The sequence below is a fragment of the Candidatus Nitrotoga sp. 1052 genome (assembly GCF_927312905.1).
Classification (GTDB): Bacteria; Pseudomonadota; Gammaproteobacteria; order Burkholderiales; family Gallionellaceae; genus Nitrotoga.
The window spans coordinates 29,944-45,238 of the sequence record NZ_CAKMHQ010000052.1; the positions used below are offsets into that span (position 1 = coordinate 29,944).

16 protein-coding genes and 2 pseudogenes are annotated in these 15,295 nt (G+C 48.5%); 7 read left to right on the forward strand and 11 right to left on the reverse strand.

Annotation, left to right across the window (positions count from 1 at the left end; genetic code table 11):
- Positions 1-92: 92 nt before the first annotated feature.
- Positions 93-587, forward strand: coding sequence for an ATP-binding protein (locus MJ768_RS15480; protein WP_445082992.1), 495 nt, complete (start codon positions 93-95; stop codon positions 585-587).
- Between the two features lie 40 nt (positions 588-627).
- Here MJ768_RS15480 and MJ768_RS10915 read toward each other — a convergent pair whose 3' ends face one another.
- From MJ768_RS10915 to MJ768_RS10930, 4 genes are all read right to left on the reverse strand, one after another.
- On the reverse strand, positions 628-840 hold the full coding sequence (locus MJ768_RS10915) for a type II toxin-antitoxin system HicB family antitoxin (protein ID WP_239291798.1): 213 nt from the start codon (positions 838-840) through the stop codon (positions 628-630).
- Positions 841-950: 110 nt separating this feature from the next.
- Positions 951-1,379: a DNA cytosine methyltransferase gene (locus MJ768_RS10920; protein ID WP_239291799.1), complete on the reverse strand. Its 429-nt coding sequence runs from the start codon at positions 1,377-1,379 to the stop codon at positions 951-953.
- 8 nt (positions 1,380-1,387) lie between these two features.
- Positions 1,388-1,711, reverse strand: a complete 324-nt coding sequence (locus tag MJ768_RS10925) for a type II toxin-antitoxin system RelE family toxin (RefSeq protein WP_239291800.1) — start codon at positions 1,709-1,711, stop codon at positions 1,388-1,390.
- Positions 1,701-1,958: a type II toxin-antitoxin system Phd/YefM family antitoxin gene (locus tag MJ768_RS10930; protein ID WP_239291803.1), complete on the reverse strand. Its 258-nt coding sequence runs from the start codon at positions 1,956-1,958 to the stop codon at positions 1,701-1,703. Before MJ768_RS10930 ends, MJ768_RS10925 begins: the two co-directional genes overlap by 11 nt.
- 646 nt (positions 1,959-2,604) lie before the next feature.
- Here MJ768_RS10930 and MJ768_RS10935 point away from each other — a divergent pair.
- The 3 genes from MJ768_RS10935 to MJ768_RS10945 all read left to right on the forward strand — a co-directional run bounded on the left by MJ768_RS10935 (position 2,605) and on the right by MJ768_RS10945 (position 5,825).
- On the forward strand, positions 2,605-3,816 hold the full coding sequence (locus tag MJ768_RS10935) for an IS110 family transposase (RefSeq protein WP_239291804.1): 1,212 nt from the start codon (positions 2,605-2,607) through the stop codon (positions 3,814-3,816).
- 66 nt (positions 3,817-3,882) lie between these two features.
- A complete protein-coding gene (locus MJ768_RS10940) occupies positions 3,883-4,089 on the forward strand; it encodes an ATP-binding protein (RefSeq protein ID WP_305855926.1) in 207 nt (68 codons plus the stop codon).
- 200 nt (positions 4,090-4,289) lie between these two features.
- The gene (locus MJ768_RS10945; protein WP_239291805.1) at positions 4,290-5,825 is read left to right on the forward strand and encodes a 2-isopropylmalate synthase; all 1,536 of its coding nucleotides are present in this window, start codon (positions 4,290-4,292) and stop codon (positions 5,823-5,825) included.
- Positions 5,826-5,964: 139 nt separating this feature from the next.
- Here MJ768_RS10945 and MJ768_RS10950 read toward each other — a convergent pair whose 3' ends face one another.
- Entirely contained in the window at positions 5,965-7,386 is a 1,422-nt protein-coding gene (locus MJ768_RS10950; RefSeq protein ID WP_239291806.1) for an aminotransferase-like domain-containing protein, read from the reverse strand.
- 178 nt (positions 7,387-7,564) lie between these two features.
- Here MJ768_RS10950 and MJ768_RS10955 point away from each other — a divergent pair, with 178 nt between their 5' ends.
- Entirely contained in the window at positions 7,565-8,020 is a 456-nt protein-coding gene (locus MJ768_RS10955; RefSeq protein WP_239291808.1) for a hypothetical protein, read from the forward strand.
- A 336-nt stretch (positions 8,021-8,356) separates the two neighbouring features.
- Here the strand turns inward: MJ768_RS10955 and MJ768_RS10960 are convergent.
- A pseudogene (locus MJ768_RS10960) lies at positions 8,357-8,464 on the reverse strand (IS200/IS605 family transposase); the annotation flags it as partial.
- A 702-nt stretch (positions 8,465-9,166) separates the two neighbouring features.
- Between MJ768_RS10960 and MJ768_RS10965 the strand changes: the two are divergent.
- Positions 9,167-10,204, forward strand: coding sequence for a bile acid:sodium symporter family protein (locus tag MJ768_RS10965; RefSeq protein WP_239291809.1), 1,038 nt, complete (start codon positions 9,167-9,169; stop codon positions 10,202-10,204).
- 130 nt (positions 10,205-10,334) lie between these two features.
- Positions 10,335-10,553 carry a hypothetical protein gene (locus MJ768_RS10970; RefSeq protein ID WP_239291810.1) on the forward strand — a complete coding sequence of 73 codons (219 nt, stop codon included), beginning with the start codon at positions 10,335-10,337 and terminating at the stop codon, positions 10,551-10,553.
- A 106-nt stretch (positions 10,554-10,659) separates the two neighbouring features.
- Here MJ768_RS10970 and MJ768_RS10975 read toward each other — a convergent pair whose 3' ends face one another.
- The 5 genes and pseudogenes from MJ768_RS10975 to MJ768_RS10995 all read right to left on the reverse strand — a co-directional run bounded on the left by MJ768_RS10975 (position 10,660) and on the right by MJ768_RS10995 (position 15,254).
- Positions 10,660-11,106 (reverse strand): hypothetical protein, encoded by a 447-nt coding sequence (locus MJ768_RS10975; RefSeq protein WP_239291811.1) that lies wholly within the window; start codon positions 11,104-11,106, stop codon positions 10,660-10,662.
- A 96-nt stretch (positions 11,107-11,202) separates the two neighbouring features.
- A pseudogene (locus tag MJ768_RS10980) lies at positions 11,203-12,237 on the reverse strand (IS630 family transposase).
- Between the two features lie 21 nt (positions 12,238-12,258).
- The gene (locus MJ768_RS10985; RefSeq protein ID WP_239291813.1) at positions 12,259-12,579 is read right to left on the reverse strand and encodes a restriction endonuclease; all 321 of its coding nucleotides are present in this window, start codon (positions 12,577-12,579) and stop codon (positions 12,259-12,261) included.
- A gap of 426 nt (positions 12,580-13,005) precedes the next feature.
- Entirely contained in the window at positions 13,006-14,844 is a 1,839-nt protein-coding gene (gene mnmC, locus MJ768_RS10990; protein WP_239291815.1) for a bifunctional tRNA (5-methylaminomethyl-2-thiouridine)(34)-methyltransferase MnmD/FAD-dependent 5-carboxymethylaminomethyl-2-thiouridine(34) oxidoreductase MnmC, read from the reverse strand.
- 122 nt (positions 14,845-14,966) lie between these two features.
- Positions 14,967-15,254 (reverse strand): DUF3892 domain-containing protein, encoded by a 288-nt coding sequence (locus MJ768_RS10995; RefSeq protein ID WP_239291816.1) that lies wholly within the window; start codon positions 15,252-15,254, stop codon positions 14,967-14,969.
- Between the last annotated feature and the right edge of the window lie 41 nt (positions 15,255-15,295).

The following is a 15,295-nucleotide window of genomic DNA, read 5'->3' on the forward strand; positions in this document are numbered from 1 at the left end:
TTACCTGATTTCAAAGAAAGGGGACGCTACCCTTATTCGTAGCATGACGGACGATGTTAAAGGGTTTTAAAGTACGAGACCATGAGTAGCTGATGTGTTTATTGAGCGGACTGTGGCTGCTCGCGCTGGTTCTGTTCAATTCGCTGGCTGTCGAGGCCCGTTATGTCGGCGGCGAGCCGCCCAATCAGTGCGCCGCGTGCGGCTGTGTGGTGTGCAACGCATCCAAGCAGTCTTCCCCCAGCGGCAGCGCGCCGTCGTACACGGAAGGCAACCTCGGGGACTGCTACAGCGGCGGTGAGTTACCGAATAGTGATTGGTCAGGTCTTGACATCACAATTTTTCGGACGGCGCAGGCCGGCATCAAGACACGCTTTACCACCGGTGCCGATCTGTTGCTGATACTGACCACCACGCATACCCAGAATCAGCTGAAGGGCGTTATGCACCGGGCCATCAACAGCTATCGCTTGCTAATTATTGACGAAATCGGGTATCTACCGATGAACCGCGAACAGGCCAACCTGTGCTTTCAGGTGCGGCCCGCTACGAAAAAGGCCTCCGAAGCAGGCGTTCAACGCTTGAATTGAGTGGCGCGCGGTTTTTTGCGCGTCCCGCTCGAATGCAGAGTCAGGTTGCGATTTCAAGATATTCAACGATGCTTGTCGGCTGTGGAATGGGTAAGCCATCTTCAATATGACCTTCGATGTGAAATTCAATTGCTTCACGAATTTCACGCTCAATTTCTTCGACGGTGAAACCAGTCGCGACACAGCCAGGTAAATCCGGGACGTAGGCTGAGTAATTATTTTCTGCTTTTTCGACAACGATTGCATAACGCATATGTTAGCCCTTTAACTGTGCTTGTTTAAGTTTGCTATTCAATGTGCCGGGCGCTAAATCATTGCTTGGTTTTCAGGGCACTGTGACACGGCCACTTTTGACGGAATGCTTTAACTGACGGTGGCTAGCACTCGTTGTGTCGAGATACCATCCATTTTTAGCATAACTATAATAATTACATCAATATATGAATTTGAAAGTCTCCCGTTATCACCCTCATGGCCTTTATTTTTTCCGCCTACAGAAAAATCTGGGCACGGCGGTCCGCCGATAAATCCAACAGATAAATACTTTGATTTTGCCAATTTCATATGAGAGGACAGAGTCCTTTTTTGGGTTGTCAAAAACACGTCAATAGATTCCTGACTGTAACCAAATTGAGGGGCCTCTTTACCCAGACACTCTCGACTGAATTTGTACGCGCTCATGAATTCAGGATTAATTTCATTGACGAAAACAATGTCAAAGCCCGCATTTTCAAAGCCAATATCCAGAAACCCAGCGCCAGAGAAAAAAGAAAAAACAGCATGTTTGTTCATAAATTTGATTATTTAACGCGTTTTGCTGCCGCTTGATATGCGGCATTGTCTTCTCGCTTGCCTACCGCCAGCACCAACACGACCAATTCATCGCCTTCGACCACGTAAACCAGACGGTATCCTTGCTTGAGCAGCTTGACTTTGTAGCAGCCCGCCAATTCCCGGTGCAGGAGCGCGCCGGGTACATGCGGGTTTTGCAGGCGTTTTGCCAGCAGCGGTTTGAGTGCCTGTTTGATTGAACCGTCCAGCGCCTGCCATTCGCGCCAGGCATCCGGCACGAATTTGAGGCGGTATTTTACTGTTGGCTTGCGCTCGACCTGCCTAGAGGTCATCCAGCGTTACCTCGATAGCGTGGTCTTTTTGTTTTAGGCGTTCCTTGGCCACGCGCACGAGACGCAAGTCGTTGATCTCTTCCAGCATGGCTTCATAGCAGTCCGGCGGCACCATATAAAAGGCGGGTTTGTTGTGGCTGAGCACGGCGACAGCGCGTCCGCCCGATTCCCTGAGTGCCTCATTGGGATTCTTTTTGAATTCCGTCATGCTTACCGAGAGGTCGGAAAGTATCGTTTCCATTGCCATTTTATAGCTCCTTAATTAGCTCATATTACAGAGCCAATTAAGCCTGCTGAAATAACTTTAGTCAAGCGTTACTAAAGCATCGTGCTTTAACTTGCGCTGATCATGACTTGGATAGACAAACTTCACCAAGTTCGAAGGCACCTGTATCGCACACAACAAACGGATTGTTCTGTGGCTATGCTGGGCGCGGAAATAGTGTGATTTATAGAGGCGCCCTCAATCTGTTGCGCATACGGCTGTGCATTCTGAACGATACCCGTGACATTCTTCTTCGACGTAAAAAAGGGGCACTTACGCCCCTTTTTTGTTTAACATTTATAGCAAATATTTACCTGGCGAGATGCACGCTTACTATCTTGTTCAGCAAGATGACGCTTGCGCAGAACAGTATTGGGTCTACCATCGTATTTTGCAGGATGACAGGCCACAGAACCATAGTTTAATATAGCAAACGGACGGGGATGTGGCTCATGGGGTCAGCGGCTGGGATTCTGGTTCGCTAGACTTGAAATGCCGTCCCCGTCCTCCTGCATCATCCGGTGTGTCGTTCGGGATGGTGCCGATCTGAAGATTGTGGCTCTGTATGTAGACGAGACCGGCGGATGATTTATCGGTTTAGTCGTAATCATATGGAGGCCCCATTATTTTGAATAATACCCCACAAATTTATGTCAGTGTTGATATAGGTTGTCGGCAGCACAGTGTGGCAATAGGCCTGTCCAATGGCGATCTACTGGATGAGTTTGCTATCCTCCACCGCCCGGAAGGTTTTAAACAATTATTTGAGCGCATCGAGCATCATCGCCAACATCATGGTGGTGCAGTAGCGGTAGCAATGGAAGGCTACAATGGCTATGCCCGCCCTTTGGACAGTCTGGTTAAGGTGCGTGGTTATCAACTTTACAACATCAATAATCTGAAGCTGGCTCGCTTCAAGGAAATCTTTCCGGCTGCGGCCAAGAATGACCGCATTGATGCCTGTAAAGGCCTGGAGCTATTCCAGCTGCGAGATCACCTGCCGTTGGCCAAAGATGTTCTCCAGGAGATCATGCCGACACCACGAGAAAACGACATGCTCACACGTCTGAGTCGCCGTCGTCGTGCTTTGGTGGATGAAAAGAGCCGCTTGCAAAGTCGTCTTCAGGGCGACCTTCACGCAGTTTGCCCGGGTCTGTTAGACATCACAAACGATGCTGATAATCTTTGGTTCTTACGCTTTATCACCAGCGTTAACCAATTGACAAAGCTGTCACGTCTGCGCTTATCTACCTTGCTAAAGATTCCTGGTGTGGGCCGCAAGTACGCCGGTGATATTAGCGCATGGCAATCTCATGCGTCATTTAGTCATGAAGTGGGATGGGTGGGAGAAATGATCATTGAAGATACCCGGCGCATCTTGGCACTCAAAGACGACATCAAAGCGTTGGAGTTGCGTTGCAAGACGTTAATGCAAGAATCCCAAGCTGCCCAGTTAATTGACAGTATTCCAGGGTTTGCTGTGATCTGTGCTTCAGAGTTGGCGGGTGAGATTGGCACCATTGACCGGTTTGCTAGCGAGCGCAGTCTGGCACTTTATTTGGGAATGGCCAACCTTGATAACAGCTCAGGGAAGTTTCGCGGTTCAAAAGCACCGCAACATGTCAACAAACGAGCTAAAAGCGCGATGATGGCCGCTATAGACAAGCATCGAAAATGCGTACCTGAATCACAGTGTTACTATGAGAAAAAACGGATTGAGGGGAAATCACATAATCAGGCAAGTCGGGCGCTTGGCCGACAGCTTTGCCGTATTATATTCAGAATGCTGAAACAAAATCGTGCCTATGAGATGCGTACAAGAATCAAAGAAAATACTTGAAAATTCCAGCGGGATGTTCAAGTCTTGACATCACTATTTTAGGGCGGCGTAGGCCGGCATCAATACATGCTTTACCACCGTTGCCGATCTGTTGCTGTACTAACCACCACGCATACCCAGAATCAGCTGAAGAACGTCATGTACCGGGCCGTTAACAGTTACCGCCTGCTAATCATTGACGAAATCGGGTATCTGCCGATGAACCGCGAGCAGGCCAATCTGTTCTTTCAGGTGATCGTGCCCGCTGTAGAGCAGAGAGCGAATATTGCGTAAGCAAACAAAAGTCGTTATATTCCAACTATGCACTTCTCTCGCCACATCTCGCAATTGCACTCTACATCCAGCCTTCTGGCTGCGTTGCTGCTGCGCGTCGCGCGCTAAATATACATCCCCATCGTTTTGAAGCAAGCGGCATCCGGCCGGATTTTATTCGTCTGGATCGTGCGAATTAAATAATTGCAATGGAGTCCAGCATGAAAGAAAAATTAATAATATTTGATACTACCTTGCGCGATGGCGAACAAAGCCCGGGCGCGTCCATGACTAAGGAAGAAAAGATCCGCATCGCACGGCAATTGGAAAAGCTGGGCGTTGATGTTATCGAGGCAGGGTTCGCTGCTGCCAGTCCGGGCGACGCAAATGCAGTCCGCAGTGTTGCGCAAACCATCGAGAGTTCTACGATTTGCTCGTTGGCGCGTGCCACTGAAAGCGATGTTCGCGCTGCCGGTGAAGCGATCAAGCCAGCCAAGTCTGGTCGCATTCACATCTTTATCGCTACTTCACCCATCCACATGAAAATGAAGTTGCGTATGCAGCCCGACCAAGTGGTGGAAGCGGCTGTGAAGGCGGTGAAGCTCGCACTGGAATATACCGACGACATCGAATTTTCTGCCGAGGATGCGGTGCGCTCGGAAATGGATTTTCTCGTCCGAATTTTTGATGCAGTGATTCAAGCGGGAGCGAAGACCCTAAACGTGCCGGATACTGTTGGTTACAGCATCCCGGTTTTGTGGGGCGAGCGCATCAGACAGTTGATCGAACGCGTGCCGAATTCCGGGAAAGTAGTGTGGTCCACCCATTGCCACAACGATCTCGGTATGGCGGTAGCCAATTCTCTTGCTGCCGTAATGAACGGTGCGCGCCAGGTGGAATGCACCATCAACGGCTTAGGTGAGCGTGCTGGAAATGCTAGCCTGGAAGAAATCGTGATGGCGGTGAAGACACGCCGCGATGTATTTAGTTGCGATTCGCGCATAGACACCACGCAGATCGTGCCGACTTCCAAACTTGTGTCCAGCATCACCGGTTATCCGGTGCAGCCTAACAAGGCGATTGTCGGCGCGAATGCTTTTGCGCATGAATCCGGCATTCATCAGGATGGTGTGCTCAAGCACCGCGAGACTTACGAAATTATGCGTGCCGAAGATGTTGGCTGGAGCACGAACAAATTGACCCTGGGCAAACTTTCCGGTCGCAACGCGTTCCGCACCCGTTTGCAGGAACTTGGCATCGTGCTCGAAAACGAGGAGGTGGTGAACGATGCATTTGCCCGTTTCAAAGAATTGGCTGACCGCAAGCGTGAAATTTTTGATGAGGACTTGCAAGCATTGGTCAGTGAAAGCGTGGTAGCGCAAGTTAGCGAGCATTATCGCTTGGTATCCATGCGCGCGCATTCGGAAACTGGCCTTTTGCCTTTGGCACAGGTGCGATTGAATGTGGGCGGAAAGGAATTAGTCGCCGAGGCGCAGGGAGGTGGGCCGGTAGATGCGACGTTCAAAGCCATCGAGCAGATCGTGCAAAGTGGCACCGAATTGCAACTTTATTCGGTAAATAACATCACCAGCGGTACAGATGCACAGGGCGAAGTGACCGTGCGGCTATCCAAGGGCGGTCGCATAGTCAATGGCCAAGGTGCAGACACTGATATCGTGGTAGCTTCCGCCAAGGCCTATTTGCATGCGTTGAATAAATTGGACAATGAAGCGGAGCGTGCGCATCCGCAGGTGTAATTTACCGATTGGCTTCTGGCATGGAGCGGCACGTCAGTAGGCGTGCCGTTTTCCTTCTGCTCCTGCACACACAAAGAGCTCAATGCTAATTGACTTTCATGGATACGGTGCAAGCATATTGCTATAAACTTAAATTTACCTACGAAAGTTGCACTTCAGAGTTGTATCCGGCATTTTTAAAAAACTCGAACGTTGCATCGTCGCCGCAATGAGCTACATTAAACCTGAACCAAGGTGAGGATTCCTGGTGGGGCCGGAACATGTTTCCGGGAGCGAGCATGATTCCCTCTTTTGCAGCTAGGCTTGCAATTTCAGCCGCGTTGCTTTGGTCATTCAGTTTTGCCCAAACGAACATCCCTCCTTCCGGTTCGCAATAAAGCGTAAAGCCAAGGTTTTCGAGTTTTGCAATCGTGTTTTGTCGAGCCAGTTGCAATTTTGCTCGAAGCTTGTCCAGATGCTTTCGATAATGACCGTCAGTCAGGAGCTGATATATCAGTCGTTCGCTCACTTCCGAAGTAGTAAGACCAGTCAAAAGCTTAACATCACAGAGGCTCTCTGCGATTTCTCGGTTACATGCGAAATATCCAACACGCAGACTGGCTGAGACCGATTTCGAGAAGCTGCTTACATAGATCACCCGATTGAGCTGGTCGAGCGTAGCAAGACGAGTCGCCGTCGCAGGATGGAAATCACCATATATGTCATCTTCAACCAGCATCATGTCGTACTTTTCGGCCAGCTGAAGCATGCGATGAGCAACTGGTTGACTAATGCTGGCACCGGTCGGATTATGCAAAATCGTATTGGTAAAAAAGAGCTTAGGATGATGTTCTTTGATCAACGTTTCCATCGCAATGGTGTCAGGCCCATCTTGGTTCCATGGTACCCCGACGATTTTGGCGCCAAATGATTTCAGCCCTCCAAAAAGTATGAAATATCCCGGATCATCGACCAATACAGCGTCCCCTGGCCGCACGAAGTAACGGGTTACGAGATCCATCGCATGCGTCACTCCTGTGGTCAGGATGATCTGCGAAGTATCCGCTACAACGCCGATAATGGACAATTTTCTTTGAAGTAGATCCCTCAGGGGTAAGTAACCACCAGGCGTGCCATAGGCAGTAAGGAACTCCCCATCTTTCAGTGACAATGCCCTCAAGCTTTTTTTGATGCCTGTTTCTACCATCCATGAGGCTGGAAGCCACCATGCTCCGGGCATCGTCTTGCAAGCACGATCCTTAAGCGAATTCCTTAACAACCAAACGACATCTATTACGCTATCGAGTTTGTATGCCGCTTCCGATGAATCGCGAGGTGTAGGACGAGATGAAACATAAAATCCAGAACCTTGCCTCGAATGTAGATATCCCATTGCCACCAGCTTGTCATATGCCTGGACAACAGTGAAGCGGCTTACCCCTTGGTTTTGAGCAAATCTTCGTATCGAAGGCATGCGCGCACCCGACCGAATTGCCCTGTCATCTATCATTTTTTTGACGGCATTGGCGATCTGGTCAATCAGCGGTAAAGGATTGTTTGAATCTAAACTTAACATTGGCATGGTTACTGAACCAGTACAGGTTGGTCAAATATAAAAACAACTGTACCTGTATTGTCAGATTATTGTCCAGTAATGTAACAGCTGAGAGATAGGGATGAATATAAAATATCTCTTACGTAACTGGCACCTATAAAAGCCTTTAAAAAAAGAGTAGTTTGATTGAAAAGGAGTAATAAAAATGAATTCTCGATACGCTAAAGGATTTATTGCTGTGTTGACTGGCATGGCACTAAATTATTTGGGAGATAAAGCGCTGGGGGTCAATATCGAAATATTTACTGGCATCTCCACCTTTACTTTTGCCTGGATGATAGATATATTTTTGGTACCTTTCATCGTGGGTTTGGCGGTGTCCTGGATTTTTGGTCTAGGCGGAAAATGGTTGGCTTGTTTACCTCCACTGTTTGTACGCTGCATCAGTTTTGTCTATCTAACCTATTTCGAAAATCCATCTACAGATGTAGACATGTTTTTTCAAGTCCCCCTTGCTTACTGGGGACCCTGTCTCATTCTGGTAGTAGAAGCTGCCAATTTTGGAGGAATTATCGGAGAAGTTTTGAAAGGTGTATATCGTCGTCCGAACAAAGGGAATGGGGAAGTAAGTTTGACTGCCACCCAAAAAGTAACCCTTTGATCCTTTGTTTAGTGAATTTATTTTAATCAGCATTCGTCAGGGCAGCACACTGCATATGGAAAACTGCCCCTTTAAGCTTGACTAAATGTAGTTTTAATAAAGGAATCCACCTGTAAGTCATTAGAAAGGATAAGTAACCATGTTAAAATCATTTCTGCCATATTTTATTCTATGTTCAATTATAGCCATCAATCTCAGCGCAATCACAGTAGTGCTGCAAATGGATTTAATTGACACTTCGATCACTGCTAAAACCATTTCATGGATATTAACTGCATGCGCATGGTCTTTGGTATACGTTTATCGTAACCGATAGTATTGAGCAGAAAATGGCGTCCTCAACTGCTCGTAAAACGTTTTACGTCTGCACTTCGAAATGAATATAACGTAATATTTGCATTCCCATTTACTATGGCTTAGGTTTTCGCTGTCGTCCCTCTCGATCCTCCCTTCTTCGTTTGCTTGGCGGCTCACGATTCAGAGTGTCGCAGTTGGACTCCAGTAAATGTCAAACTTCTACTTCCACCGCGGCATAGCCGGGGCATCTCTATTTTGGGTTAAATCTTCTTGCTTCAAGTGATCTGTGCAATATCGAACTCATATTTTTCAATTCGCATAATTCGGCAAGATTGTATGCAATTAGCGGTCATATTTTTAACTTGGATATGTCATTTCTTAATTTATCAATGCAGACAATCCTGTAATGCTGATGCAGGTGGGATGCTGCAGAAATTAAGCTAAACATTAACAAATGTGCTTGACATTATGTTGTTTATTCACAAGTTGAGAATATATCCAGCAATAAGAATAGTTCTACCGTTGTTTTTGAACGATAAATATAAGTAATTGTTTTTAATGTAAATAAATAGTGCCTATAAAATGAGCGGCTGGACAAAATCGTATATAGTATTAGTAGTTAGCTTAATTTTATTGAAATTGTTCACATTGTTATCCACAGTTTATGTGGACAATAAAAAATACTTAATTAAGTCATTTAGGTTAGCTCCACAATATAGAAATATATGGAATAAAACTTACTAAAATGCAATTGTGCCCATTGCCCAGAAGTGGCATTGTCAAAACACTATTTGGGGACGCAGAGAAGCAAGCCAGGTTATGAACAATCATGATAATGGATAACATAAATTGAATTTGCTCTCTATATCTCAATTCCTCCAACGCCATCTGCTCTGGTTCTTGATCGCTGCATATGTTATTGCCGTTGTTTTGCCAGTTCCCGGTCTCCAGATAAGGAATGTATCTTTCGGCGAGATCACTATCTACCAGCAGAAAACAAATATATCGTTGCTGATGATTATGCTCGCCATACTCATGTTCAATGCTGGCCTAGGGTTGAATATTTCCCATATTAATAAATATGTTGAAAAAAAATATGTATTACTGGCCGGGCTAGCTGCGAACATAACCATCCCAATCATCTATATTTTTGGCGTAACGGTCTTGATGCGGCTTTGGTCTGAGCCGGTAGAAGCCCAACATATTCTTGTAGGTCTGGCACTGGTTGCAGCCATGCCGATCGCTGGAGGGTCAACCGCTTGGGCACAAAACGCTAATGGAAATTTGGCATTGAGCCTGGGATTGGTACTTTTCTCTACAATTCTAAGTCCCATCATCACTCCGGTAACGTTTAACATTTTTGGTGAGATGGCCTCGGAAGAGTTCGAGAAGGTCTTGCAGGGTTTGGCAGTATACGGCTCTGGTGCATTTCTAGGTCTTTGGGTGGTGCTACCATCATTGCTGGGCATTGCGGTGCGCTTGATAGTTGTCGAAGATTGGGTAGTTGGAGGAATGCCTTATCTGAAATTAATCAATAGCATTGTTTTGTTGATGTTGAATTACTCCAATGCTGCAGTATCTCTGCCTCAAGCCATAGCTGATCAGGATTACGACTTCTTGGCCGTCACATTGGTCATTTCAGCAGGGCTATGTTTAACATTGTTTGCTGCAGGGTATGGCATGAGCCGCTTGTTCAAGTTGGACCGAACTGAGCGCGTCTCACTTATGTTCGGGCTGGGTATGAACAATAATGGGACCGGGTTAGTGTTGGCATCGTTGGCTTTACCTTCTTACCCAAATATAATGGTGCCGATTATTTTTTACAACTTGGTTCAGCACATTGCTGCGGGGACTGTGAATGAGGTAATGAACAGCTCGGTAGGTTAGGCTGAATGAAATGAAGCCCAACATCACTGGGAATGGATGAACAGATGCGTTACCGACGTGCCGATGCAGCGGGAAGCAAACACTTTTTCACTGTTAATCTAACTGAACGGCGCTCCAATGTGATGTATTAGTGCGGCATATCGATGACTTGCTTGCGGAGATGAAAACGGTGAAAAACGCGCATCCGTTTGCAATTCTGGCGATAGTGGTGTTACCAGAACACCTGCATGCGATATGGCGCTTGCCACTTGGCAATGCCGACTATCCGCTGCGCTGGTCGCTCATCAAGACAGGTTTCTCGCGGCGGCTGGCAAAAAGCTATTCGTGCCAGCCGCCAAGCCAAGCGTGAGGTGAGATGTTGGGCTTCATTTCATTCAGCCCAACCGCGCTGCGAACATCTGACCCTATTTGTTCATATTTATTTTCGAACGAGGGTAGGCCTCGATCCCGGCAAGCTAGGCTTCGGGGAGCCCAGTTATCGAAACCTTCTGCCCGCCAGTATCATCCATAGTCGCGACGAGCAAGGCAAGCCGACCGTGGGCAACTGTCTTTCCCCAGCTAACGTGAACACCTCCAAGCTTGGCACGGTGCATGGCGAAGGAAGCAATCTTGAACTCGCATTGACCAATAATGCAGAACGACGAAATTGGCCGAAGAACAAGGGGATCAAGCTTCTTCAGGAAGAGTGGCCTCTTCAAAGTATCGTGCGGCGGCTCGCAGCGAAATTCGAACCACGTGTGCTCCTCTTTTCCTTCAGCGAGGAGATAGTCACGGGCGAAGTTCGAATTTGCGACTGCTTGAACGTATTCGGTTGCTTGGCAGAGTTCGCTACCATCTTCAATATAAAGGTGGTTGTCCTGCAGGAGTACAACCGTCTCTTCGGGAAGACTGTCAGTCGCCAATACGGTGGCCGTGACCTTTGTCGGAGTAATTGAGACTGTCTTCGTCCAAAGCGTTCCATTGGCGCCAATTATTGATCCGGCAATAAATTGTTGAACTTAAGCTGCATATTTTACAGGCGCATGTTCAAAGTAGCTTTTTACACGCGCGGGTGATTTCTGTAGCTTGCGCATGTGACTGGTAGTCGCTTTGAGTAGTTGCCCCTTTGTTCGCGCAGGTGCCTTGGTCGTCACTGCCTGTTTGAGATCCGCATTCAGCATTTCATCTGGATTCAACTCAGGGCTGTAACTCGGCAGATAAAATACTTCAATTTCGTCCTGATGTTTCGCTAGCCATGCCTTAACCAGCTTGGCATGGTGGACCCGCAAGTTATCCAGAATCAGGAATACCTTACGCTTGGCATCTTTCACCAACCGCTTCAGAAATGCGATGAGCTGATCTGAATCCAACGCGCCGTTCAGCACCATCCACCTGACCTTGCCTTGGTTCGTGACAGTGGAGATAAGTCCCACGTTCTCGCGTTTACTGTTGACCCGCACCACGGGTGTTTTTCCTTTGGGTGCGAAAGAGCGTCCGCGCACGTCATCACTGCGCAATCCAGTTTCATCTCCCCAGTGGATTTCAGCTCCTTCTGCTTTAGCACGTTCAGCAATCACCGGATAACTGTTATCGAGCCATGCCTTCACCTCGACTGGGCGTTGCTCATAAGCTTTTTTAATCGGCTTTTGGGGGGTAAATCCCCAGCGCGCCAAATACGTACCAACAGTCCGGACAGGTAGCTTTATCTTGAACCGTTGCCCTATCAATTCCATCACCGCCGTGCGACTCCACAGGGCGTAAGGCATCTTTATCTGATCAGGGGTCTTGTCGCGAATAAGTTTCTGAACTTCACTCTCCTATTCAGCAGTCAATCTTCGCCCCACTCCCATAGAGCGTCCACGTGGTTTTAATGCCATCCCCGCCCAACCACCCAGACAATATGCCTTATGCGCAGCGATGACCGTGCCACGCGATAGCTCACATTCCCGCGCAACGTCATTCACCAGCATCCCTTTTTCCCGAAGTTTGACTGCACGCCTGCGCCTTTCGGCTAATGCCTGCATCGGGAGTGTCCTTCCGTCTTGTCGTTCCATGCACAATCTGACAAGGCATCATCAATTAAGTTCAATATTTAACTGCCGAGTCAATAGTGAAGGAAAGTCGGTGCTATCAACGTCTTCAAGGGAGAATGTCTCAATGCCATATGCCTCTGCGACACGGCGGGCTTCCGGGGTGAATCCGGACTTGGAAGCAAGAATCAGTGCGTTTGTAGGGAGCCGTTCATGTTTCGTGCGCGATGCATCGACCCACTGCACATCGGCTGGCCGTTTGTGGTCACGGCACTCAACGCAAACCATCACAGCCTGGCCGCCAACGCGCCCTTCGATGCAGACGTCAACTTCGCGTTGATTCCGGGTAACACGGTCTCGAAGCATCTTCGATTCGGTAACCGTCGCCCCAGCCGCGAGATTTGTCCGTACGAGGTATACGAGTTTCTGGAATTCGTTTGTTCGCTTTGGCATAAGGGGAGGTGTTTTGAAAAATTAAACGGGCCAGGCACGGATTATTCATAGCGCTTGTCATCATAATCCAAATTCCCCTTATCCTACGTCGTGCACTAAAGATTCGTAATAATTCTTTTGCGGCCTGCCGCGTAGCTTGGCCTCCCGCTTCTGTCCAGTCATGGCTTCGATCATTGCATAGAAGCGTAAAGGGCACCTCTAAAAATTCAATTTTCGTCACAATACGGCGTTACTCGAAAAAAATTATCGCTTACATATTAACAATATGCCTCGCTCAAATTTTTTACTCGTGCCTTGTCTTGCCTAGAAAATTGAATTTTTAGAGGCGCCCTGAATTCATCAGTCGCTCGCCAGCCTTACAAGCCACGGCACAGGAGCCAATGCATTTACTACCGCCAATGGCAGTGGCGGCAATTGTCCACATGCCATCGCCGCAATCAATTCACCGGAAAGCCCTGCAGTTATAAGACCGCGAGTGCCATGTCCCAAGCTGGTATATAGCCCCGGCAATAGTTCGCCCACTAGCGGCATGGCTCCGGGAACGGAAGCTCTCACTGATGCACGTCCATTCAGTTGCTCAACATCCAATGAATCAATATTCATCGACTTGGCTAGCGTCGGCGATATGTCCGCCAGCTTGGACAAATTCTCTGCATGATCGGATGCCCGCAAATCCACCGCCTCATCATTGAAATCATGCGTCGCTCCCAGCACGTGCAGCTCTCCGTCTGATGGAGCGAGATAACCATTGGCAGATACAATTGTTCGCAGATTTTCGCTATGCGGTGTGGCAGGCAGCATAGTGATTTGCCCGCGCACCGGCGTCAGGGGAAGGTGTGACAATGGCGCAAACGATTTCACCTGATAACCGGTACAAACTACCACTACCTGAGCCTCATCAGACCATGCTTGTTGGCGCTCGTCTTTTCCCTCCACCCGCCAGCCGGACTCTACCGCTGCCAAGGATTCCGCGCGATAGCCGGTACGCCGCACTATGGCTGGGCTCGCTGCCAATGCCTCGCACATCTGTGGCGGAACCAGCCAGCCGCCGGCGGGAAACCACAGGCCGCCATGTGCCAACTCGATACCAGTCAGCTCGGATGCTTCAGCCGCATCTACGCGACGTAATACATGCGCTGGCCAATCAAGTGCCGCCAGCCGGTCGATACGTTTCGCTTCTTGCGCAGAAAATGCCAGTTGCAGCTCTCCGCATTCCGCACGGGCGATGCCGTCAATGGGAAGCTTTTCATCCAGCAAGGCAAGCGCATGCCCATAGGAGGCCAGCAAAAAACGTTGCAATGAGTCCATGCCTGCGCTTAGCCGAATATGCAATATTCCGCGCGGATTGCCCGATGCCGCCGCAGCTAATGCCGGCGCGCTTTCGATCAGGGTAACGGAGACTCCGCGCATCGCCAAAGCTGAGGCAACGGCACAGCCAGCCACGCCTCCGCCGATCACGATGACTTTTGTTACCTTAGCCCGCACCGGCGGCGAACCGGGAAGATGACCTTGCAGCATTTCGCGTTTACGTCCGAAGCCTGGAGATTTGCTGACCTGGAATCCCGCTTGTTCCAAACCGCGCCGTACCCAACCGGCACAAGTATAGGTGGCGAATGAGGCGCCTGGCTGAGAGATTCGCACGACGCTCTCGAATACAGACTGCGTCCACATTTCTGGATTGCGTGCCGGTGAAAAACCATCCAGAAACCATGCATCGATGCCGCCGCAGATTTCAGTTAGCGCATCGACTACGTCACCTATTACAAGCGTTAGGCGTATCTTTCCACCGGCAAAACTCCACCGATTCCAGCCCGGTACGCGGCGCCGCCAACGGGCAAGGAGTTCATCGGCATACTGCCGCAATACCGGCCACAGTGCCAAAACATCGGCAAGCTCTCTCTCATCAAACGGATATTTTTCGACGCTAAAAAAATCGAGACTGCTATTGGATGAAGCGACCTTATCGAACAGTTGCCAAGCGCATAAAAAATTCAACCCTGTGCCAAATCCTGTCTCGCCGATGGCAAAACTATCCCCGCTTGATAAAGATGCAAAACGTTCTGCCAGCCGATTGCCTTGCAGAAAAACGTGGCGTTTTTCCTCTAGTCCGGAATCGTTTGAAAAGTAGACATCGCTGAAACGGCTGGAAAACGGCTGCCCGTCCTGCCAGTCAAGCATGGAGGAAGAGCTCAACAATCGTCCGAACTGGCTGCAGGCAGCTTTAACAGCTTAACAAGGATGAATAAAATCATCTGATGCTTGTAAATAAGGCCGTTGTCATAAGCATGAAATAGAATTTATTAATCTGGTGGACACTCACGTAAGCTCAGTAAATTAATTGGCTGCTCCCCATCGTGATCAGTTTTTAAATACTTTTGTCCAAGTGAACTAACAGCGACAACTACCCAAAATGGATAACCCCCTACGTGAGCATAAAATCGCCATTTACCAACTGCAATACCCTCAATTGCCTCTGCCACAGAAAATTTCCAGCGAACGCCTTCAGCATCCACTCCACCTATAAATTGAATGCGCTCATGTGCAAGTTGACTGTTACTCTTTTTAATACAGGTAATTCTCAAGTCCATGCTTTTCTCCTTATAACCACCGTAGAAACTTTCCTAATAAA